Origin of the sequence: Clostridium niameyense (assembly GCF_001243045.1) — a bacterium.
GTDB classification, from domain to species: Bacteria; Bacillota; Clostridia; order Clostridiales; family Clostridiaceae; genus Clostridium_F; species Clostridium_F niameyense.
Map to the genome: position 1 here is coordinate 2,138,796 of NZ_LN849007.1, position 22,583 is coordinate 2,161,378.

Consider the following 22,583-nt stretch of genomic DNA (forward strand, 5'->3'; position numbering starts at 1 on the left):
AAAGTCCCCTTTTTATTCTAATATTTTAAATCTGCAGCAAATAGTAAAAACATTTTCTTTAATATCTGCCTTTATATCACCATTAATTTTTTCTATTAATACTTTTGCGATAGATAGACCAAGTCCTGTACCCTTACCTGAACGAGTTTTATCTGCCATATAAAATCTATCAAAAATATACTCTACATCTTTTTTATTTAACTCCTCAGTAGTATTGCTTATTTTTAATAAAATATTATTATTTTCCTCTTTTAAGATAATATCTATATTATCCTTAGCATATTTAATACAATTACTTAATAAATTTTCTATTATTCTTTCCAATAATTTTTTATCTGCAATTATAAAAATATTTTTAGTTAAAATTTTTAGATTTGGCTTAATATCTTTACCAATGAAATCTGAATATTTACCTAATACACTTTCTTTTACTATTCTAGTAATATTTATTTTTTCAAAATTAACTTTATAATCTAAGGATTCTATTAAAGATAATTCATAAAAATCATTTAATAAACCCTCTAAGGATTTCGCTCTTTTTTCTGCTATGGATAAATATTCCCTTCGTTCTATTTCATTTATATTATCTAACTTTAAAAATTGAATGTATCCCACGATTGAAGTCAATGGTGTTCTAAGATCATGAGACATATTAGCTATAATTTGTCTTAAATCATTTTCTAACTTAACTTTACTTGCCTCACCTTGCTTCTTTTTATCTATAATTTCATTTATATTTTCAGATAGAACTTCAATTTTTTTATTTAATAATCCTATAGTTATACTTTTATTTGTATTATTTTTATTTATATATGAAAGTTGTTTTATTAAATTACTTAATTGACTTTCTAAATAAAATAATCTAATACTTAAAATTATTACTAGGATTATTAAAATTAAAATTAGAAATATCATTTTATTTCCTGCCTCTCACCAAGCCCTTTAATATTAATAAAAACTTTAACACTTATTTACCTATATAAAAACTATTTAATATCAGACTTATTAAATATATAATTTGTTAATAAAGTATTTATTATTAAAGTTACTAATGCTATTATAATAGCTTGAAAATACTGATTATAAGTAACCTTATCAATTGATACAACATTAATTTGAAAAAATATGAGTTTATTAAATATATAATTAAGATAAGGTTTTTGTACATTAATCACATTTAAAACTCTATTTAAAAAATCTAAAGCAATAACAATACCGATAGTTATATAATTTTTAGATAAAAAAGCTGCTAAAACAATAATACTTGCCAAACTAATATATATCAATAATATAATTAATAATTTTACTACTAAAGATGCTAAAGAATTGAAATAAATAAACTTACTATTACCATTAATTAATATATCTAAAAGTATCATAATTAAAATGGAAGAAAACTGAATTGCTAATACTCCGATATAATATGCTATAGATTTCGATAAAAAAATATCTTTTCTTTTATGTCCATAAGATATTAAATTTTTAATATATCCAGAAGTAAATTCTGTAACTATAAAATCTACAGCAAAAATTCCTACAAGTATATTATTTCCTAAAGAACCTTGCATAAGAAATATATATGATAAAGCCTCTTCCCCTTGTTTAGATTTTAAATTTGGTGAAAAAATATAAATTACTCCTAATTGAAGAATAGTTAGTGCTATAAAAAAATACAACATTTTAGATTTTTTTAATTTATAACATTCAGCCTTTAATAAATTAAGCATTCTTAAATCTCCCTATAACTTTAGAAAAATATGCCTCCAAATCTTCCCCTTTAGGCATAATTTCTTTTACAGTTACCCCTTCTTTTACAAGTATTTCTATAACTTTTTCTGTTTCATCTATATAATCGTATAATTTTATTACATTATTAGGTAAAACATCAAAATTTAAAGTATTTAACTTTTTATTTATCACTACTGCGGCCTTACCAGTATCACCTGTTTTAATATGAATAAATTTTTTTGTTCTGCTCTTTAACTCATCTAAAGATATTTCTTCTATTAATTTCCCATCATGAATTATGCCATAATAATTTGCGATATGGTAAAGTTCACCTAATATATGACTAGATATAAGTATAGTTACCCCATACTCTATATTTATTTTCTTTAATAATTCCCTCAGTTTTATTATTCCTCTAGGATCTAACCCATTAATTGGCTCATCCAAAATTAAAAATTCTGGTTCTCCAAGTAATGTCATAGCTATAGATAATCTTTGTTTATTTCCTAAAGATAAAAATTTTACTTTTTTATCATTCACATTTTTTAATTGAACTTTTTTTAGAGCTTCCTCTATACAATCATTCCCTGGTATACCCTTTTGAATTTTATTAATATATATATTTTCATAAACAGTCTTATTTTCATAAAGAGCTGGATTTTCTATAACTACACCCATTCTACTTCTACCTTGCCCTATTTTTTCCTCTTCATATTCTCCAAAAATTTCAATGCTACCACTATCTATCTTATAAAGCCCTGATATTACTTTTAATAAACTACTTTTTCCCGCTCCATTCAAACCTATAAGTCCATAAATTTGTCCTTTTTTTATATTCATATTAATATTATCAAGTATATTTATATCTTTAATTTTTTTGGTAGCATTAATTAGCTTTAATACCTCATCTGCCATAATATAAATTTCCTCCAAAGCATTATAGTTATTGTTTATTAACTCTATAAGCAAATGTTATATATCTTTTTTATTAATTATAGCACAATACATTGATAAAAATATTAATCCATAAATTATCATTAGTATAGATTGCTTCCCAGTATAATTACCTAAATAAAAACCTGTATTAACTATATAAAAAGGTGAATTTTCTATAATATTTCTGATTAATTGGCTTTTTATAAATATTAAAGCTTGACTTAACATGATTAATGTTAAATCAAAATATAATATATAGGAGATAACCCCTGTAATTATTGTACTAGACGTAATGGATGAAACTAATAATATAAAAGATCCTAAAGTAAATGCATAAATAATAAAAGCATAAAAATTATTTAAAAATACTTCTTTATTAAAACTATTAGATAAAATTAAAGTTATTTCATAAAATATAAAACTTATTATATTTATGTATATAAACTTTATTAATTTAGAAGTCATAATTTCACTTCTTGTAAATATACCTGTAAATATTATTTTATCTGTTTTATTAGTAAATTCTTCAGTTAATGAAACACTATAATTTGCTAAAATAACATAAGAAATTACCTTTAAAAGCATTGCAGGAACCGTGTTAATTTTTTCTTTTGTAATAATTATACTTAAAAATAAAATTCCCATTATAATTATTAAAGAAAGTATTAATTTTTTTAAAAAACCTTTTTTGTTTATTTCTAAACCTATAATAGATAAAATTCTTTCCATAAATATTCTCCTTTTGATATATAGCATAATAACTTATTTATTTTATTTCCCTTCTATTCATAATAATAATAGATGCTATAAAAAATATTAATGCCCAAACTATATTTATAATTAATGAATTCTTATTAAAATATCCTTGAGTTAATTCCATAGAACTATAAAAAGGTGTTTTCATATAAAGGGAAAATCTTTCTGCAAATTCTGGTTTTCTATGAACAAGCATTACTATTGCGGATGTATAAAAATTTATCATGCTAAACATTAATATATAAAATAAAATAGATTTTTTATCATTAAATTTTATAGAAATTATAAACAGCATTATACTTCCCATGCAAAATGTTATTACAACATAAACAATAAATAATTGTAAATGATCAAAATTTAAAAATCCTGAAATTCCTATATTTTTATACAATATAAAAGCTGCTAATAAATTATTTATCTCTACTATTAAAAAAAATAAAACTCCTAAAATTAACAAACCAATTCCTTTAGATAACATTATTTCTACTCTACTAAAAATTCCACTAAAAACTGTTTTTGATGAATTAGATTTTATATCATCTCTAAGCATTGAAACTGTTGAATATAATATAATCACATATAAAAAGCGCCCAATTTCAAAGGAATAACCTAAAAGAGTGTATTTTGATGGATGAACTAATAAAATCCATAATAGAGAATAAACAAAAGCTAAAGACACTCCTAATAAAAATTTTTTTGAATTAATAATATTTTTAACATTAAACCAAGATATTTTTAATAATCTACTCATTTTATTTTTCCTCCATAGTTTTTAAATATTTTTCTTCTAAACTTTCTTTTACCTCATACACTCCCCTAAGAGGTATATTTTCTCTACCTATATTTAAAACCAAATCATCTAAATTTTTAGGGTTTATTTCAAGTTGTAGTTTATCCTCACCCAATATTTTATAATTATAATTTTTCTTATTAAAAAATATTTTTAATTCCTCTAATTTACTTGTTACAAAAGCCATATTAATTGTGTCTTTATTTTCTTTTTTCAAACTTTCAAATTTAATTATTTTTCCTTTTTGTATGAATGCAACTTTGTCACAAATCAATTCTATTTCTGAAAGAATATGACTGGATATAAGTATAGCGGTTTTCTTTTCCCTTGCTATATATTTTATGAATTCTCTTAATTGAGGTACTATAGCTGGATCTAATCCATTAGTAGGTTCATCTAATATTAATACTTTTGGATAAGACAAAACTGCTTGAGCCACTCCCAATCTTTGTTTCATTCCTAAAGAATAATTTTTTGCTTTTTTATTTATATACTCTCTTATACCCAGTCTATCTATTATTTCATTTAGTTCATCTTTATCTTTTAATCCAGATATTTCTGAAAAAAATAATAAATTTTCATAACCTGTTAATTCTGGATAAAATCCTGGAGTTTCAATTACACATCCTATTTGTTTTGTATCATATTTTTTATTTGTTTTTATATTTTCATTATTTATATAAACATCTCCATCATATTTTTTTATAAGTCTTGCAATAATCTTCATTAAAGTAGTTTTTCCTGCTCCATTAGGTCCTACAAGACCTATAATTTCTCCTTGATTTATGGATAAATTAACCTTATTTAATACAATTTGTTCTCTGTAGGTTTTAGTAACATTACTAATTTTTAAAAATTCTCTCATAAATAATCTCTCCTTATTTTCAACTCTGAGATTATTTTATAATTGGTAACATAAAAAAACTTAAAGAAATCCTTAAGAAAACCTTAAATACATTCTTTAAGTTTAATATCTATTTTTATAAAAAATTATCTATTCTTTTAATTTGTAACCCATTCCCCATATAGTTTCTATATATTCTTCGTTAGGATTAGCTTTATGTAATTTATTTCTTAAATTGCTCATATGAACATTTACTGTATTATCATCCCCAAAATATTCTTCTCTCCAAACACTTTCAAATAAATTTTCTTTAGAAAAAATCTTCTTAGGATAACTTAAAAGTAGTTCTAGTATTAAAAATTCTTTTACAGTAACAATTATTTTTTTATTATTTACATAAACTTCTTTAGTATCTTTATTCAAATTTATATCTTTATAAATTAAATTATTTTTTAATTGCTTGTTACTATTAAATTTAATATATCTTCTTATATTTGAATAAACTCTAGCAAATAATTCCTCTATATCAAAAGGTTTAGTAATATAGTCATCTGCACCTAACTTCAATAAATTAATTTTATCATTTTTATCAACTTTAGCTGAGATAATAATTATAGGCATTTCCTCAGTTTTCCTTATATTTTGTATAAGTTCTTCCCCTGTAATACCAGGTAGCATCAAATCAAGCAAAATCAAATGAAATTCATCATTTTTAATATGGAGCATAGCTTCTGTACCGGAATATGCTTGTACAACATTATAATTATTTTTTTTCATTAATTTAGTAAGCATTGTATTTATGTCGTTATCATCTTCTACTACTAATATATTAATATTTTTATCCATAAATAAGATTTAATAAGAATTAAAAATATATTCTTATTAAAATTAACACCCCTTTTATTTTATTTTTTTATAAATTCTATAATTTATTTCTATAGTTATTTTATAAAATTATATATAAAAGCTACTATTTTATGTTTTTTATTCTTTAATTCTAATAAATAAATTTCTATATTTTTATACAAAAAAATATTGGCATAATACCTATAAAAATATTATACCAATATCTCAAAATATTTTAATTAAAAATCTTTAATTAAAATTTTTTATTTTATTATCTATTTTACAAACTCAATTAAATCTTTTCCAAGCTTATCTATACGTGCTAAGGAATATACATCATATCCTAGATTTTCTAATTTATTACGACCAGGTTGAAAAGATTTCTCTATAACAATTCCTATTCCTGCAACTTTAGCTCCCGCTTCTTCAACTAATCTAGCTGCTCCTAAAGCTGCTTCTCCATTTGCTAAAAAGTCATCTATAATTAATATATTATCTTCCTCACTAATATATTTTTTAGATAATGTTAATTCATAGTCTGATCCCTTTGTAAAAGAATGTACTGTTGTTTGATAAACTTCACCACTTAAAATTTTTGAAGTTTGTTTTTTTAATGTTACCATAGGTAAATTCATTTGAATTGCTGTCATAACAGTTGGAGCAATTCCTGAACTTTCTATTGTAAATATCTTTGTAACATTGTGTTCTTTAAAATAATTTTTAAAATAAGTACCCATTTCATACATTAATTCTGGGTCTACTTGATGATTTAAAAAAGAATCAACTTTTAATACTGTTTCTGATAATGCACGTCCATCCTCTAAAATACGCTTTTGTAACTTTTCCATTATATCACCTCATAAATTTTCTTATTCTTTTTCTGTTAGTATTAAATTAAGTAACAATGCTACTATAGTTCCCGTAGAAATTCCTGAAGAAAAAATCATCTTGAAAGCTTCTGGTAATTTACTTATAAACTCTGGACGAAAAGTAACACCTAATCCTAATCCAATAGATGTAGCTATTATTAACATATTACGATTATTTAATTTTACACTACTTAAAGTTTGAATTCCTGCTGCTGCAACTGTTCCAAACATCACAATACCTACACCCCCTAATACAGGTTGTGGCATTATGTTAATTAACGCTGCAAACTTAGGAAATAATCCTAAAATCACTAATAATATTCCCGCCATCATTGTTACATAACGACTAGCAACTTTTGTTAAAGGAATTAATCCAATGTTTTGACTAAAAGATGTATTAGGTAATGCTCCAAAAATACCAGCTATTAGGCTTCCTACTCCGTCAGACAATACTCCTGATGCTATAGGCTTTTCTTGTTCTTCAATTCCGGAAACTTCTGTAATAGCCTTAAGGCATCCTACTGTTCCAATGATAGTAACAAAGTAAGCAGGAATAAAAGGTAGTACCGCCTCTAAATTAAACTTAATACCGTAACTCCAAATTTGTGGAAAGGATAGCCAACTAGCTTCTCTCACAGATGAGAAATCTACCATTCCTAAAGGAATGCAAATTATATATCCTAATACCATACCAATTAAAATTGAGGCACTACTTAATAGGCCTTTTCCGTAATGATTTAGCATTAATGTAAATATCATTATAAATAAAGCAATAGCAATGTTTTTTAGGCTACCATAATTAGATGCTCCAACTCCACCAGCAGCCCAGTCTATAGAAACTGGTAATAGCGTTAATCCAATTAAGCATACCACAGTTCCTGTTACAATTGGTGGAAATAACTTCATTAAGGGTTTAACAAAAAAACTTAAAATAATTACTATACTAGCTCCTAGAATTGTTGCTCCAAAAATACCTGCTAGTCCAAATTTTGTCCCTACTACAATTGCCGGTGCAACAAATGTAAAATCTGTTCCCATGACACAAGCGACTCGTGCTCCTATAGGGCCAAATCCCCTTGATTGAATAAAAGTAGCTATTCCTGCAGCTAAAATTGTACTACTAATTAAAATCGTAGATGTTTTTGCATCAAGCCCTAAGGCAGAAGAAAGAACAATAGGAACAACAATTATTCCACCAAAAGCAGCGAAAATATGTTGTAATGCTAATAAAACCTGCATTAATATTTGTGGCTTATCATTAACCCCATATATTAACTGCATATCCCTTTCATTTTTTTTCATTTTTACTACTTTCCCTTCTCTTTTTAAAGCTCTAAATCTTATTCTATACTGCAAGATATTAAGTACTTAAATAGAGAAATTTTTTTATAAATTAAAAACACCTCAAATTTAAGTGAGGTGTTGTATTTATAATAATTAATATAGTTTATATCTATTTAATAAATACACAATACCCCGTAGTCCACTAATTTATGGTTAGTAGGTAGATACTCTCGGACCATATTTCCGATACTATACGAGCTTTCACATTATTTTATATTATTTTGTAATATTATATCATATATTTGTATTATTAATAAGTATACTTACATGGTTTTTCTTTAAATTTATTTATAAATATGATATTTTTTCTATGTAAACCTTTTTATACGCTCAACTATATTATAACTTTATAAATTTGATACAAACCAATTAAAATAAAAAAGTATTAATAAGCTAAAATCTCATTAATACTTTTTTATTTATTATATATTTTTCATAATTACGTAACTTCACAGTAATTTTAAAAGTTTAATTATAATTATTCTTCTACCATTTGTTTTGATATACTATAATCTACTTCCTTACGCAAATTATTAAAGTAACTTTTCATGCCTATTTCACCTATTATAAAAGGGTTAGCTTTATTATTTCTTACAGACTCTAATTTTGAATATCCATTTTCACAAAACAAATGAGCTGTAATTTCAACACTTACCTTTTGTTCTTGAGTATGTTTTTCAAAATAATCAATTGATTTTCTATATTTTATTTTTTCTTCTAAATTATTTGGTATACCAAGTCCCCCCCATTGGGCTACATTATAAATTTTTCCATGTTGTTTAACAGGAAAAATCAAAGACACACATCCTGGAGTATGACCAGGTGTCTCTACAATAGTTACTGTAGTATGCCCTAATTGTATTTTTTCTCCATCTTTTATTATAATGTCAACTGAACAACTCGGTGATTTATATCTATTTTCTCTAGAATTTGATGCATTCATAAAATTATAATCTGTTTCACTCATTATTATCTTTGCTTTATAATTATCTTTAATAAATTGCGCCCCGCCATAATGATCTCTATGTCCATGTGTAATAATAATATATTTAATTTCATGTGGATTTAAATTCAACTTTTTCATATCATTAATAATTAATTGTGCATCCCCATTACTCCACATGGAATCAATTAAAATAATTCCTTCAGATGTTTTTATAACCCATACAGCAACACTTCGAGTACCAATACAGTATAAATTATCAAAAACTTTTATGGGCTCCAAAGGAGTATGATCAAATAATTCTTCTGGGAGCTTTATCATTTCTTTGTTCATATCTACTACCTCCTGATTATTAAAATACTCACGAATTATTCCTCTCTTTATATGTCCTTAATAAATAATAACTCCTTGAAACCTACAAACCAAGTTCATAAATAAATCTGTAATGTTTATAATTACATAAAATATTCTAAACAATAGGTAGCATATACAAACTAATATAAAAATATAGAAACAATTATTATAGGTATAGAAAATAAAAAATCAAGGCATATTTTCATAGCAATAACTGTGAAAATATGCCTTTTATATTAATCATAATTTCTTTGATTTCTTATTATCCTCCTAATACTTCCTTCTGTTAGAAAATATTCTTCAGATAGGATTTTAACAGATACTCCTGAGGAATATTTATTAAATATTTCTTTATCTCGTACTTTAAGATATATTTTTGTTTCAGTATTTTCTCCCCAAGATTTTCTATTTTCATTTTTTCTAGGTATGTAAATATATCCTCCATCCATATAATTCTGGATTATTTCAATTATATGTTGTGGTAATATGTTTTGTGCTTTTTCATACTTCATAAATTCTTCGCTCCAATCTACATTTAATACATAAATGAAGATGCAAAGATTAATTAAAATATGAAAAACTCAATATTTATATATTCGATTTGCTCCAAACAAAAGTTTTTCATATACTATAATCTTTGCATGGAGCTAACTTTTTTGCGACGTGACATTATAAACTCACTTCCTTTTTATTTTATATTATATTATTTAATGATTTTATTATCAATTATACTCAATCTTCCCCATTATATTGTAAATTTATTTATCTTGTTTAACGGGAAAATCCACGACAAATTTGTCGTGGATTTTATTTGGTGGAAGCGAGGGGAATCGAACCCCTGTCCGAAAGCAGTAACCCTTGAGCATCTCCGAGTGCAGTTTACCTTTTTACATTCCCTCCTCTAAGCGCCGGTAAACAGGCTCTTAGATTCAGTAGCTTCATTTATTCCGTTTCTTACTCAAAGCTTTGTAAGGCTCGGTACCCCACTGTCGACGCCAGACCCTAAGTCGTGGGACTCTTAGGCTGACGAGCTGCAACTATTAGGCAGCTAATGCAAAATTATCGTTTGCGATTATATTTAGTTCCCAGTTTTTTAACGCAGGTCCAGGAAACCTTCGACTCGCTTCTCAAGGACAACTTGCCCCCGTCGAAACCATTACGCCCCCATATTAATATGAGTATGCGCAAACTTATTTAATTTTTCAGTAAATATAGTTTACAATATAGAATATTAAATGTCAAATTGCATTTAATGTAATTTATTGATTATTTTTTATAACATGATCACAAATACGCTTTTTAATCATATAATATAAACATATTATTTTACTTATAGTATATACTAAAATATGTAATTTATAAATTTAAGTTAATCTTTAAATATTCCTATTGACACCTACTCATATATTATTTATAATTTATTCAAATATTAAATCATCAAATTTTATTAAAAATTAAAAGCTATGATTAGAGAAAGTACGTTAATGAAACCTTTAAGAGAGAAGTCTCCCCTGGCTGTAAGGGACTTTAAGGCAAAGTTATCAGAAGTGCCTCTAGGAGCCCTTTTTCGAATTAAGTAGATTTTAGCGTGAACGCACGTTACAGCGTTAGGGTATGATAGTACCCGATATTTTAAGAGTTATATACATTAATTATTTTGTATATAAACAGAGTGGAACCGCGGAACATACTTCTGCCTCTGATAGGAGGCTAGGAGTTTTTTTATTTTTAAAATTCATTTAAAGGAGAAATATTTATGAAGAAATTATTTAACAATTTAATTTTTAAACTAGCCCTAGGTGTATTTATAGGCGTGTTATTTGGTTCTTACGCCTCCAAATCTTCCATAGGTATAGCAGTAACTATAAAATATGTTTTAGGACAAGTAATCTTCTTTGCTGTACCACTAATAATATTAGGTTTTATAACTCCTTCTATAGCTAAATTAAAGCACAATGCTAGTAAATTTTTAGGTATGAGCATATTTATAGCTTATATATCATCTGTTGGAGCTGCATTTTTATCTATGATTGCTGGTTATACTTTAATTCCAAAACTCTCTATTGCATCTAATGCTGAAGGATTAAAAAAACTACCAGAACTAATATTTAAATTAGACATTCCGCCTATAATGAGTGTTATGAGTGCTTTAGCTTTATCTTTACTAATAGGGTTAGCTACTGGTTGGACTAATTCAGATTTAATAGAAAAAATATTAGATCAATTTCAAAATATAGTTTTAAGTATAGTAAATAGAGTAATAATTCCTATATTGCCTTTCTTTATAGCTACAACTTTTGCCAGTTTAGCCTATGAAGGTGCAATAACTAAACAAGTTCCTGTTTTCTTAAAAGTTATAGTTATAGTTTTAATTGGTCATTTTATTTGGTTAACTCTACTTTATCTTGTTGGATGGATTATTTCTAAAGAAAATCCAATGGAAGTTCTAAGACATTATGGACCTGCATATCTTACAGCTGTAGGAACAATGTCTAGTGCCGCAACTTTACCTGTAGCTTTAAAATGTGCTAAAAAATCAAAAATTCTTAGAGGTGATATTGTAGACTTTGCTATACCTTTATGTTCAAATATTCATTTATGCGGTTCTGTATTAACAGAGGTATTCTTTGTAATGACTGTATCTCAAATTTTATATGGTCATTTGCCTACTCTGTCTAATATGTTACTTTTTATAATATTACTTGGAGTATTTGCAATCGGTGCACCTGGGGTTCCTGGAGGTACAGTAATGGCATCCTTAGGTCTTATCATAAGTGTTCTTGCATTTAATGAATCTGGTACAGCTTTAATATTAACTATTTTTGCACTTCAAGACAGTTTTGGAACAGCATGTAATATAACTGGTGATGGTGCTATTGCACTTATGCTTACGGGACTTGCAAAAAGAAAAAACTTATAAAATTATTATTAACTTTTAAAATGGAGTATCTCAAAATATGTTGAGATACTCCATTTTTATATTTAATTTAATAAAATGCCTTTTGATGCTTTGTAAAAAATATTTGAACTTTTATATATTAATTTTACAGATTCATAACTTGCCTTTTGGTGTTTTAAGTATTAAAATTATAAAATACTTAGTCGCCTAATTAAATTTAAAAAGAAAGGATTTTTTATTATGGATAAATGTTCTTCTTTCCAAAAGCTATTTGGAAATGTTGTAAAACTACATTTTTTAACCGCTAATAAAGCTTTAGCTGAATACGGAATTCATCCAGGTCAAGTTGAATTTTTAATGACTTTATATAAAAAAGATGGAATTATACAAAAAGAACTATCAAAAAAATTAAATATAAAACCGTCAACTATAACAGTAATGGTTCAAAGATTAACCAAAGCAGGTATGATTTATAAAGTTATTGATAAAACTGATCTTAGAACATCTAGAATTTTTTTAACAAATGATGGCCTAAATGCTTGTGAAAAAATTAAAATTATAGTTAAAAACATGGAAAATTTAAGTCTTTTAAACTTTAGTGAAGAAGAAAAAAATAATTTAATTTATTTACTAAATAAAATTAAATTAAATCTTGAAAATAATCTATAAAAATATTTATAAATATTTTTTATTTGAGGAGTGAAAAAATGTTAAATATACTTAAGCACCTAAAACCCTACGTTAAATATCTGATTTTAGTATTAATACTACTTTTTATACAAACTATGTCTCAATTATATTTACCTACATTATTATCAGATATAGTTAATAACGGAATCATAAGAAAAGATGTTAATTATATACTTAAAATTGGTGGAATTATGATAGCCGTAGCTTTTATCGGAAGTGCATGCACAATATTTGCAAGTTTTTTATCTTCAAAAGTTTCCATGGGATTTGGAAAAGATTTAAGAAGAAAAATATTTGTTAAAACAGAAAGCTTTTCCCTAAATGAAATTGATACATTAGGTACAGCTTCCCTTATTACAAGAACAACAAATGATGTTAATCAAATACAAATGGTCTTACTTATGATACTTAGAATGATGGTAACTGCCCCTCTCATGTTTATAGGGGGAGTTATAATGGCAGTATCTGTTGATAAACATCTATCTTTAATTATTTTAGTATCCATGCCTGTAGTTATATTGTCTATATTAATTATAGGTAAAAAAGGAATGCCTATGTTTAAGGCAATGCAAGTAAAACTTGATAAAATAAATAAAGTTTTAAGGGAAAATCTTACCGGTATTAGAGTTATCAGGGCTTTTAATAAACAAGACTTTGAAAAAAATAGATTTAATTTAGCCAATGAAGACTTCGCAAATAACGCTATAAAAGTAAATAAATTATTTGCTCTATTAATGCCCCTTTTAATGCTTATATTAAATTTAACTTCTGTAGCCATTCTTTGGTTTGGTGCTAAAAGAATAAATTCAGGTGTTATGGAAATAGGAAATTTAATGGCATTTCTACAATATGTAATGCAAATAATGTTCTCACTTATAATGGTTAGTATGCTATTTGTTATGATACCTAGAGCCTCTGCTTCTGCAGATAGAATAAGTGAAGTATTAAATACAGAAACTGAAATAGTAGATCCTGAAACTCCCTCTAAAGAAAATAGTAAGAAAGGATTTATTGAATTTAAAAATGTATCTTACTTTTATCCTGGCGCTGAAAATCCAGCTCTAAATAATATTTCTTTTAAAAGCAATCCTGGTGAAATTACTGCTATAATTGGTGGAACTGGTTCTGGAAAATCTACCATATTAAATTTAATAACTAGATTTTATGATGTATCTAAAGGTGAAATATTAATAGATGGAATAAATTTAAAAAATATAACTCAAAAATGCCTTAGGGATAAAATTGGACTTATTCCACAAAAGGCTATACTTTTTTCAGGAACTATTGAAGATAACTTAAAATTTGGAAATGAAGCTGCAACTAAAGATGATTTAATACATGCAACTAAAATAGCTCAATGCTATGATTTTATACTTGAAAAAGATAATGAATTTAATTCTTTAGTAGAGCAAGGTGGAAAAAACTTTTCTGGAGGACAAAAACAACGTTTATCTATAGCAAGGGCCTTGATTAAAAAACCTGAAATTTATTTATTTGATGATAGTTTTTCAGCCCTTGATTTTAAAACTGATGCAAAGCTTAGAGCAGCATTAAAAAATGAAACTAAAAATTCTGCTGTAATAATCGTAGCTCAAAGAATAAGCACTATAATAGATGCAGATAGAATTTTAGTATTAGATAATGGAAATATAGTTGGAATGGGTACTCATAATGAGTTGCTTAAAACCTGCCCTATTTACAGTGAAATTGCTTCATCACAACTTTCAGAGGAGGAACTTAAAAATGAGTATAAATAAAAATATAAATAAAGTTCCCATAGGAGTTGAAAAAGCTAAAAATTTCAAAAAAACTTCTATAAGACTTTTAAACTATTTAAGCCCTTATAAATTTAAAATAATTTCTGTAATTATAATGACTATATTAAGCACAGCCTTTACTGTTTTTAGTCCAAAGTTACTGGGGGATACTATAAATGTAATACTTGAAGGAATGATTCTGAAATTTAAAGGAATTCCTAATGCATCTATAAATTTCACTAAATTAACAAATTATATATTATTATTGTTAGGTTTTTATATTTTAAGTTCTTGTTTTTTATATTTACAACAATATATAATGGCCAGCGTTGCCCAAAATACTGTAAAAAATATGAGAAAAGATATTAATGATAAATTAAATAAATTGCCAATAAAATATTTTGACTCTAATTCAAAAGGAGATATTTTAAGTAGAACTACTAATGATATTGATAACATAAGTGGTACTCTACAGCAAAGCTTAACTCAAATTATAAATGCCATTATAACTATGATAGGTATAATTATAATGATGTTAACTATTAGTCCTATGTTAACATTAATATGCATTTTAACTATCCCACTTTGTATTATAGCAACTAGACCTATTATAAAAAAATCTCAAAGTTTTTTCACTTCTCAACAGAAGGAATTAGGTGAACTTAACGGTCATATAGAAGAGATATACACAGGTCACACTGTTATAAAAGCTTTTAATCGTGATAAAAAAGCTATTGAAGAGTTTGATGAAATAAATAATAAACTTTATGAATCATCTTGGAAAGCTCAATTTATGTCAGGACTTATAATGCCTTTAATGAATTTTATAAATAATATTGCCTACGTTATTATTGCTGTTGTTGGTGGTATATTAGTTACTAAGAGAAAATTAAGTGTAGGATATATTCAGACCTTTATTCAATATTCAAGACAGTTTACTCAAAATGTTAATCAGACTGCGAATATAGCAAATATCCTTCAATCTACTATGGCCTCCGCTGAAAGAGTTTTCGAAATATTAGATAAAGAAGAAGTAATTAAAGATCCTGATAACCCTATTGAATTAAACTATCCCAATGGGAATGTAGAGTTTAAGAATGTTAAATTTGGATATAACAAAGAAAATTTATTAATGAAAGATATGAATGTATCTGCAAGAAAAGGGGAAACTGTTGCAATTGTAGGTCCAACTGGAGCAGGTAAAACTACTTTGATAAATCTATTAATGAGATTTTATGAAATAAATGATGGAGAAATCATGTTTGATGGAATAAATATAAAAAACTTCAGCCGAAAATATTTAAGAAGTATGTTTGGTATGGTACTTCAAGATACTTGGTTATTTAATGGAAGTATAAAAGATAATATAGCCTATGGAAAAGAAAATGCTACTTTTGAAGAAGTTGTAGAAGCTGCTAAAACTGCTCATGCAGATTATTTTATAAGAACTTTACCAGATGGTTATGATACTGTATTAAATGAAGAAGCTTCTAATATTTCTCAGGGACAAAAACAATTATTAACTATTGCAAGGGCTATTCTTGCTAACCCAAAAGTTTTAATATTAGATGAAGCCACAAGTTCTGTAGATACAAGAACAGAAGCTTATATTCAAAATGCCATGACAAAACTTATGGAAGGAAGAACTAATTTTGTAATTGCTCATAGATTGTCCACAATTAAAAATGCAGATTTAATATTAGTGATGAATCATGGTGATGTTATTGAACAAGGTACTCATGATGAATTAATGAATAAAAATGGGTTTTATGCAGATCTTTATAATAGTCAATTTTCTAATTAAAAAACATATATATTTTATTTATAAAAAAGTTTGCACAATAAATATTTATTGTGCAAACTTTTTTATAATCTTTATGGATTTTAAATCAATTTAATTAATAAAATAAATGTTTAATTACTGCTATGGGATTATATATTAAAAGTCTTGGACCTGAAAATCTCATAACTTTCTTAATTTTTTCTTTCATATCCTTTTTATAACAATGAATAGGACACTTTTTACAACTACTCTTTTTATCTCCAAACTTACAGTTTGAAAGTCTTAGATGAGCGTATTCTTTAAGTTGTTCACATTGTGGACAAAGTTTGTCCTTACAGCCATGATTTTTTCTACAGTAAATTTTTATCATAAGCTCTACTATATTTTTTTCCTTTTCTACTTTGCCCAAAAAATCATCCCCATAACAAATTTAAAAAATATATTAATGAAAATAATTATATTAGTATCTCATTCTTTCTTTAACTTGTCTTTCTATTTCTCTTTTAGCAGCCTTTTCAATTAAAGCATCTCTCTTATCATAATTTTTCTTACCCTTAGCTACAGCTAAACATACTTTAACTCTGCCATTTTTTAAATATAAAGATAATGGTATCAATGTATAACCTTTTTGAGTTGTAAAGCCTAATAATTTACTTATTTCTGCTTTATGAAGTAATAATTTTCTATCCCTTAATGGATCTTTATTAAATATATTTCCTTGTTCATAAGGACTTATATGCATATTTCTAATGAAAATTTCACCATTTCTAATTTCTCCATAACTATCCTTTAAATTAGCTTTTCCTGCTCTTATAGACTTTACTTCCGTTCCTACTAACTCTATTCCTGCTTCATATTTTTCTTCTATAAAATAATCATGCCTTGCTTTTCTATTTTCTGCAAGGGATTTTGTTCCCTTTGATTTAGCCATAAATTCACCACCTAATGGATATACTTAAACAAAATAGTAGTTTATAGTATATCATTTTTTATTATTAAATTCAAATTAAAAGTAAGCTATTTCAATATCTTAGTCATTTCAGACAATATATTAAAATTAGTTAAATCATAATGTAATGGTGTTAATGTAACATATTTATTTCTTATATAATATACATCTGTATCTTCTGAAATATCCTCATTTATATTTCCAGTTAATTTATATGCTCTATTATTACCTACAAAGTCATCCTCTACAAAATAACTGTTATAAACCTTATTGCCTATCTTGCATATTTTTATCCCCTTTATGTCTTCCTCCTTACAATAAGGTATATTTAAATTTAAAACTACATCATTTCTTAAATATTTTTTACTTGATTGTTGTAATATCTTCAAAAGATATTTAGCTGCTATTTGATAGTCTTCTTGTTTACCTTTAACTATTTCTGTAGATACCGCTATTGAAGGTAATTCATACATAGATCCTTCTATAGCTGCTGAAACTGTTCCTGAATAAAGTATACTATTTCCTATGTTAACTCCTCTATTTATTCCTGATATGACTATATCTATTTTATCCTTAACTAACTTATCTAAAGCAACCCTTACACAATCTGCAGGTGTTCCGCTTATACTATAAGCCTCTACATCTAGTCCTTCTATTTTATCCTTTTTAACTATTATAGATTCATTTATAGTTATAGAATGACTAGATGCACTTCTTTGTTCCATTGGCGCTACTACTACAACATTATGATATTTATATAATGACTTAGCTAATACTTTTATTCCCTCTGCATTTATTCCGTCATCATTAGTCAATAATATATTCATATTTTGCCTCCGTTTTATAAATTTCTATTTCTAGATTTGAAAATATCTACTTATAATATTAGTATATTAATATATTTTTATTAATTTTATCACTATATATATTTACTGTCTAATTTTAATATTATTAGAAATCAACTACACATAATTGAATAACCTACAAAATTATTTTTATTCAATAAAAAAGAAACTCAAAATGAGTTTCTTTTAAATAAACTTTAAATTTATTATAAACTAGTATCGTTATCTTCTATTTCTTCAATTTTTTCATCATCTTCTTTAATAAGATCAAAATAAACTTCATGACTATTCAAATCTACTTTTGAAACCTTTATTCTTACTTCATCACCTAATCTGTATACTTTTTTACTTTTTTCTCCTATTAAACTTAAATGTCTTTCATCATATACATAATAATCGTCTAATAGGTTACTCATATGAACTAAACCTTCTATAGTATTAGGTAATTCTACAAACATTCCAAAGTTAGTTACAGAAGATATAATTCCTTCAAACTCTTCTCCTATTCTTTCACTCATATACTCAGCTTTCTTTAAATCATCTACTTCTCTTTCAGCATCTTGAGCTACTCTTTCCATTTCTGAAGATTGTTTTGATGCAATATCTACTTCAGCTACTAATCTTTTAACCCTTTTATCATTTATTTTTCCATTAATATATTCTTTAATTATTCTGTGTATCATAAGGTCTGGATATCTTCTTATAGGTGATGTAAAATGACAATAATATCTTGCTGCTAATCCAAAATGTCCTATACATTCAGGAGAATATCTTGCTTGTTTTAAAGAACGAAGAAGCAAAGTACTTACTACAGTTTCCTCTTTCTTTCCTTTTACTTTTTCTATTATCCCTTGTAACATTTTAGGATGAACATCATTATTCCATTTAACAATATATCCTAAGTTATGGGCAAATTCATTAAAATGCATTAACTTTTCTTCATCTGGTTCTTCATGTGTCCTATAAACAAAAGGCAAATTAGCCCAATACATATGCTCTGCTATTGTTTCATTACAAACCAACATAAATTCTTCTATTATTCTATTAGAAATTGCTCTTTCATAAGGTTTTATTTCTATTGGTTTACCATTTTTGTCTAAAATTATTTTACATTCTTCAAAATCGAAGTCTATAGCTCCCCTTCTCATCCTTTTTTCATAGAGAATTTCACAAAGTTCTTCCATAAGTTTAAAGTTATCTACTAAGTTACTATATCTATTGATAGTTTCCTCATCTTCATCTCTTAATATTTTTGTTACAGCTTCATAAGTCATTCTCTCTGTACTTTTTATTATACTTTCAACTATTCTATGATCTATAACTTTACCCTTTTTATCTATTTCCATAAAACAACTTAAAGTAAGTCTATCTACATTTGGATGTAAACTACATATACCATTCGATAATTTCTTAGGTAACATAGGGATTACTCTATCTATAAGATATACAGAAGTTCCTCGCTTTAATGCTTCTTTATCTAAAGGATTCTTTTCTTTTACATAATTAGATACATCCGCTATATGAACGCCCAGATAGTAATTACCATTAGGTAATTTTTCTAAAGATATAGCATCATCTAAATCTTTTGCATCTTCACCATCTATGGTTACTATAGTTAAGTCTCTTAAATCTTCTCTTCTTTCATATTCTTCCTGTGGTATTGTATCTGGTATGCTATCTGCATAATTTATTACCTTTGGTGAAAATTCTTCTGGGAGTCTATTTTTTCTTATAATAGTTAAGATATCTACTCCCTTATCTTCCTTATATCCTAATATCTCTATAATTTTACCCTCAGGATTTCTTCTCTTTTCTGGGTATTCTGTTATTTCCACTACTACTACTTGACCAGTTTTAGCCCCGTGTCTCTGACTTTTTGGTATAAATATATCTTGATATATCTTCTGATCGTCTGGAATTACAAAGCCAAAATTTTTACTGTCTTCATATATACCTATAACAGTTTTATTTCCTCTATCAAGAATTCGTATTATTTCACCTTCACATTTTCTTTTTCTAACTTCTTCTTTAAGTATTTTCACAACTACTCTATCATTGTGCATGGCTCCATTCATGTTAGAAGCTGGTATAAATATATCTTCTCTTTCTTCCTCTGCTATAACAAACCCGAATCCTTTTTGATGTCCTTGAAGTTTTCCAACTACAAGTCCCATTCGCGATGGTATACCATAGTGTTCTGTTCTTGTCTTTACTATGTCCCCATCCTTTTCCATGTATCTTAACACATCTTCAAATTCTTTTTCCTCATTTTTACTTACATCAAAAACCCTTTTTAACTCTTTCATATTCATGGGTTTATATGCTTGTTCTTTCATAAAATCAAATATTTTATCTCTTATATTCATAAGATAGACACCTCCTTATCTAAAGGAATATTTTATATTGTTAGTTTACACATAAAATTTAATTTTATGTGTAAAGTACTTCTGTGCTATAATGTTATAGTAATTATATCCAATAGTCAATAAAAAAAGACGACAAAGTCGTCTTTTTTTATTTAGCCATTATATTCTGAGCTAAAATTAAAATAGCAAATAGTATAGCACATACTACAGTTATTCTAGACAAAAGTGCTTCTGAAGTTTTAGTTTTATTCTTAGAATAAAAAGTTTCAGAACTTCCACCAACTAATCCGTTCAAACCATTAGTCTTACTAGGTTGCATAAGTACAACTACTATTAATACTATGGAAATTATAGTTAGCAAAACTGTAAAAAGAATATTCATTTTAGTCCTCCTATATATTAACTATTTACAAATTTATTCATTACATTTAATTTCTAGTGTATGTAAAATTAGATATAATTATTTTATCATATAAAAACTTTTAATACAATAAAAGCAGGATTTATAAATTAAATCCTGCTTTTTACATAATTGGTAATTATCTATTGATATTGTAGAAAGCTCTTAATCCTCTATATTCTCCCATATCATTAAGTTCTTCTTCAATTCTTAATAATTGGTTGTATTTTGCAACTCTCTCTGATCTTGCTGGAGCACCTGTTTTTATTTGTCCTGCATTTACTGCGACTACAAGATCTGCTATTGTAGTATCTTCAGTTTCTCCTGATCTGTGTGATACAACTGCTGTATATCCAGCTCTTTCTGCCATTTCTATAGCATTTAATGTTTCAGTTAAAGTTCCTATTTGGTTTAGTTTTATAAGAATTGAGTTAGCAACTCCTAAACCTATTCCTTTAGATAATCTTTCAGTATTTGTTACAAATAAGTCGTCTCCAACTAATTGAACTTTATGTCCTATTTTATCAGTTAGGATCTTCCATCCTTCCCAATCCTCTTCTGCCATACCATCTTCAATTGAGATTATTGGATATTTTCCAACTAATTCAACATAGTAATCTGCCATTTCAGCTGGAGTTAATACTCTTCCTTCACCTTTTAAGTGATATTTTCCATCTTCAAATATTTCTGATGAAGCTGGATCTAAAGCTATACATATGTCTTTTCCTGGAACATATCCTGCTTTTTCTATAGCTTCTACTATAACTTTTATAGCTTCTTCATTAGATTTTAAATTTGGAGCAAATCCACCTTCGTCACCTACTCCAGTATCATATCCTTGTGCTTTTAGTGTTGATTTTAATGCATGATAAGTTTCTGAGCACATTCTTAAAGCTTCACTAAAGCAGCAAGCTCCTACTGGCATAATCATGAATTCTTGAAGGTCTACGTTATTATCTGCGTGTTTTCCTCCATTTATTATATTCATCATAGGTACTGGTAAAACTTTAGCATTTACTCCACCTATATATTGATAAAGGCTCATTCCTAAAGCTTCTGCTGCAGCTCTAGCGCAAGCTAATGATACTCCAAGCATAGCGTTAGCACCTAATTTTGCTTTGTTGTCTGTTCCATCTAATGCTATCATTGCTTTATCAATAGCAACTTGATCTAAAACATTCATTCCTACAAGTTCATCAGCGATAATAGTGTTTACATTATCTACAGCTTTTAGAACTCCCTTTCCTAAATATTTAGATTTGTCTTCATCTCTTAATTCAACTGCCTCAAATGCTCCTGTAGAAGCTCCTGATGGCACCGCAGCCCTACCTACTGTTCCATCTTCTAATTCCACTTCAACCTCAACTGTTGGGTTACATCTTGAATCAAGAATTTGTCTTGCATATACATCAATAATTTCAATATAACTTTTCATCTTTTTCTCCTCCTAATTAATTTAATTTATAGTATAAAATACTAGTTTT

Annotated in this window: 21 protein-coding genes, 1 other RNA gene, 1 riboswitch and 1 other annotated feature; of the genes, 4 read left to right on the plus strand and 18 right to left on the minus strand. The window is 26.5% G+C overall.

Annotated elements, in window-relative coordinates:
* Positions 1-12 precede the first annotated feature (12 nt).
* The 12 genes from BN1711_RS10940 to ssrA all read right to left on the minus strand — a co-directional run bounded on the left by BN1711_RS10940 (position 13) and on the right by ssrA (position 10,576).
* A complete protein-coding gene (locus tag BN1711_RS10940; RefSeq protein WP_050608187.1) occupies positions 13-915 on the minus strand; it encodes a sensor histidine kinase in 903 nt (300 codons plus the stop codon).
* A gap of 71 nt (positions 916-986) precedes the next feature.
* Positions 987-1,727 carry an ABC transporter permease gene (locus BN1711_RS10945; RefSeq protein WP_050608188.1) on the minus strand — a complete coding sequence of 247 codons (741 nt, stop codon included), beginning with the start codon at positions 1,725-1,727 and terminating at the stop codon, positions 987-989.
* Positions 1,720-2,643, minus strand: a complete 924-nt coding sequence (locus BN1711_RS10950) for an ABC transporter ATP-binding protein (protein ID WP_050608189.1) — start codon at positions 2,641-2,643, stop codon at positions 1,720-1,722. The genes BN1711_RS10945 and BN1711_RS10950 overlap by 8 nt, the downstream gene beginning before the upstream one ends.
* Positions 2,644-2,700: 57 nt before the next feature.
* Positions 2,701-3,393: a hypothetical protein gene (locus tag BN1711_RS10955; RefSeq protein ID WP_050608190.1), complete on the minus strand. Its 693-nt coding sequence runs from the start codon at positions 3,391-3,393 to the stop codon at positions 2,701-2,703.
* Between the two features lie 37 nt (positions 3,394-3,430).
* Positions 3,431-4,171 carry an ABC transporter permease gene (locus tag BN1711_RS10960; RefSeq protein WP_050608191.1) on the minus strand — a complete coding sequence of 247 codons (741 nt, stop codon included), beginning with the start codon at positions 4,169-4,171 and terminating at the stop codon, positions 3,431-3,433.
* A gap of 1 nt (position 4,172) precedes the next feature.
* The gene (locus tag BN1711_RS10965; protein WP_050608192.1) at positions 4,173-5,075 is read right to left on the minus strand and encodes an ABC transporter ATP-binding protein; all 903 of its coding nucleotides are present in this window, start codon (positions 5,073-5,075) and stop codon (positions 4,173-4,175) included.
* Between the two features lie 129 nt (positions 5,076-5,204).
* Complete coding sequence (locus BN1711_RS10970; RefSeq protein WP_050608193.1) at positions 5,205-5,900, minus strand: response regulator transcription factor; 696 nt, start codon at positions 5,898-5,900, stop codon at positions 5,205-5,207.
* 275 nt (positions 5,901-6,175) lie between these two features.
* A complete protein-coding gene (locus BN1711_RS10975) occupies positions 6,176-6,748 on the minus strand; it encodes a xanthine phosphoribosyltransferase (RefSeq protein WP_050608194.1) in 573 nt (190 codons plus the stop codon).
* A 21-nt stretch (positions 6,749-6,769) separates the two neighbouring features.
* Entirely contained in the window at positions 6,770-8,071 is a 1,302-nt protein-coding gene (locus BN1711_RS10980) for a nucleobase:cation symporter-2 family protein (RefSeq protein WP_050608195.1), read from the minus strand.
* Between the two features lie 157 nt (positions 8,072-8,228).
* Positions 8,229-8,330: riboswitch (purine riboswitch) on the minus strand.
* 261 nt (positions 8,331-8,591) lie between these two features.
* On the minus strand, positions 8,592-9,389 hold the full coding sequence (locus BN1711_RS10985) for an MBL fold metallo-hydrolase (protein WP_050608196.1): 798 nt from the start codon (positions 9,387-9,389) through the stop codon (positions 8,592-8,594).
* A 257-nt stretch (positions 9,390-9,646) separates the two neighbouring features.
* Positions 9,647-9,922: a CD3324 family protein gene (locus tag BN1711_RS10990; RefSeq protein ID WP_050608197.1), complete on the minus strand. Its 276-nt coding sequence runs from the start codon at positions 9,920-9,922 to the stop codon at positions 9,647-9,649.
* A 300-nt stretch (positions 9,923-10,222) separates the two neighbouring features.
* Positions 10,223-10,576: a transfer-messenger RNA gene (gene ssrA / locus BN1711_RS12340) on the minus strand.
* A gap of 288 nt (positions 10,577-10,864) precedes the next feature.
* Positions 10,865-11,114: a binding site (T-box leader), on the plus strand.
* A gap of 52 nt (positions 11,115-11,166) precedes the next feature.
* On the opposite strand from ssrA, the gene BN1711_RS10995 reads away from it, so the two are divergent.
* The 4 genes from BN1711_RS10995 to BN1711_RS11010 all read left to right on the plus strand — a co-directional run bounded on the left by BN1711_RS10995 (position 11,167) and on the right by BN1711_RS11010 (position 16,560).
* On the plus strand, positions 11,167-12,330 hold the full coding sequence (locus BN1711_RS10995; RefSeq protein ID WP_050608198.1) for a dicarboxylate/amino acid:cation symporter: 1,164 nt from the start codon (positions 11,167-11,169) through the stop codon (positions 12,328-12,330).
* Positions 12,331-12,549: 219 nt separating this feature from the next.
* Entirely contained in the window at positions 12,550-12,978 is a 429-nt protein-coding gene (locus BN1711_RS11000; protein WP_050608199.1) for a MarR family winged helix-turn-helix transcriptional regulator, read from the plus strand.
* A 38-nt stretch (positions 12,979-13,016) separates the two neighbouring features.
* Entirely contained in the window at positions 13,017-14,756 is a 1,740-nt protein-coding gene (locus BN1711_RS11005; RefSeq protein ID WP_050608200.1) for an ABC transporter ATP-binding protein, read from the plus strand.
* The gene (locus BN1711_RS11010) at positions 14,743-16,560 is read left to right on the plus strand and encodes an ABC transporter ATP-binding protein (RefSeq protein ID WP_050608201.1); all 1,818 of its coding nucleotides are present in this window, start codon (positions 14,743-14,745) and stop codon (positions 16,558-16,560) included. The genes BN1711_RS11005 and BN1711_RS11010 overlap by 14 nt, the downstream gene beginning before the upstream one ends.
* Before the next feature lie 94 nt (positions 16,561-16,654).
* Here BN1711_RS11010 and BN1711_RS11015 read toward each other — a convergent pair whose 3' ends face one another.
* The 6 genes from BN1711_RS11015 to eno form a co-directional block, all read right to left on the minus strand.
* Positions 16,655-16,948, minus strand: coding sequence for a nitrous oxide-stimulated promoter family protein (locus BN1711_RS11015; protein WP_082174116.1), 294 nt, complete (start codon positions 16,946-16,948; stop codon positions 16,655-16,657).
* A gap of 51 nt (positions 16,949-16,999) precedes the next feature.
* Positions 17,000-17,470, minus strand: coding sequence for an SsrA-binding protein SmpB (gene smpB / locus BN1711_RS11020; protein ID WP_050608202.1), 471 nt, complete (start codon positions 17,468-17,470; stop codon positions 17,000-17,002).
* 86 nt (positions 17,471-17,556) lie between these two features.
* The gene (surE, locus tag BN1711_RS11025) at positions 17,557-18,315 is read right to left on the minus strand and encodes a 5'/3'-nucleotidase SurE (RefSeq protein WP_050608203.1); all 759 of its coding nucleotides are present in this window, start codon (positions 18,313-18,315) and stop codon (positions 17,557-17,559) included.
* A 224-nt stretch (positions 18,316-18,539) separates the two neighbouring features.
* Positions 18,540-20,699 (minus strand): ribonuclease R, encoded by a 2,160-nt coding sequence (gene rnr / locus BN1711_RS11030; RefSeq protein WP_050608204.1) that lies wholly within the window; start codon positions 20,697-20,699, stop codon positions 18,540-18,542.
* A 148-nt stretch (positions 20,700-20,847) separates the two neighbouring features.
* Positions 20,848-21,081: a preprotein translocase subunit SecG gene (secG, locus tag BN1711_RS11035; protein WP_050608205.1), complete on the minus strand. Its 234-nt coding sequence runs from the start codon at positions 21,079-21,081 to the stop codon at positions 20,848-20,850.
* 157 nt (positions 21,082-21,238) lie between these two features.
* Positions 21,239-22,534: a phosphopyruvate hydratase gene (gene eno / locus BN1711_RS11040; RefSeq protein WP_050608206.1), complete on the minus strand. Its 1,296-nt coding sequence runs from the start codon at positions 22,532-22,534 to the stop codon at positions 21,239-21,241.
* Between the last annotated feature and the right edge of the window lie 49 nt (positions 22,535-22,583).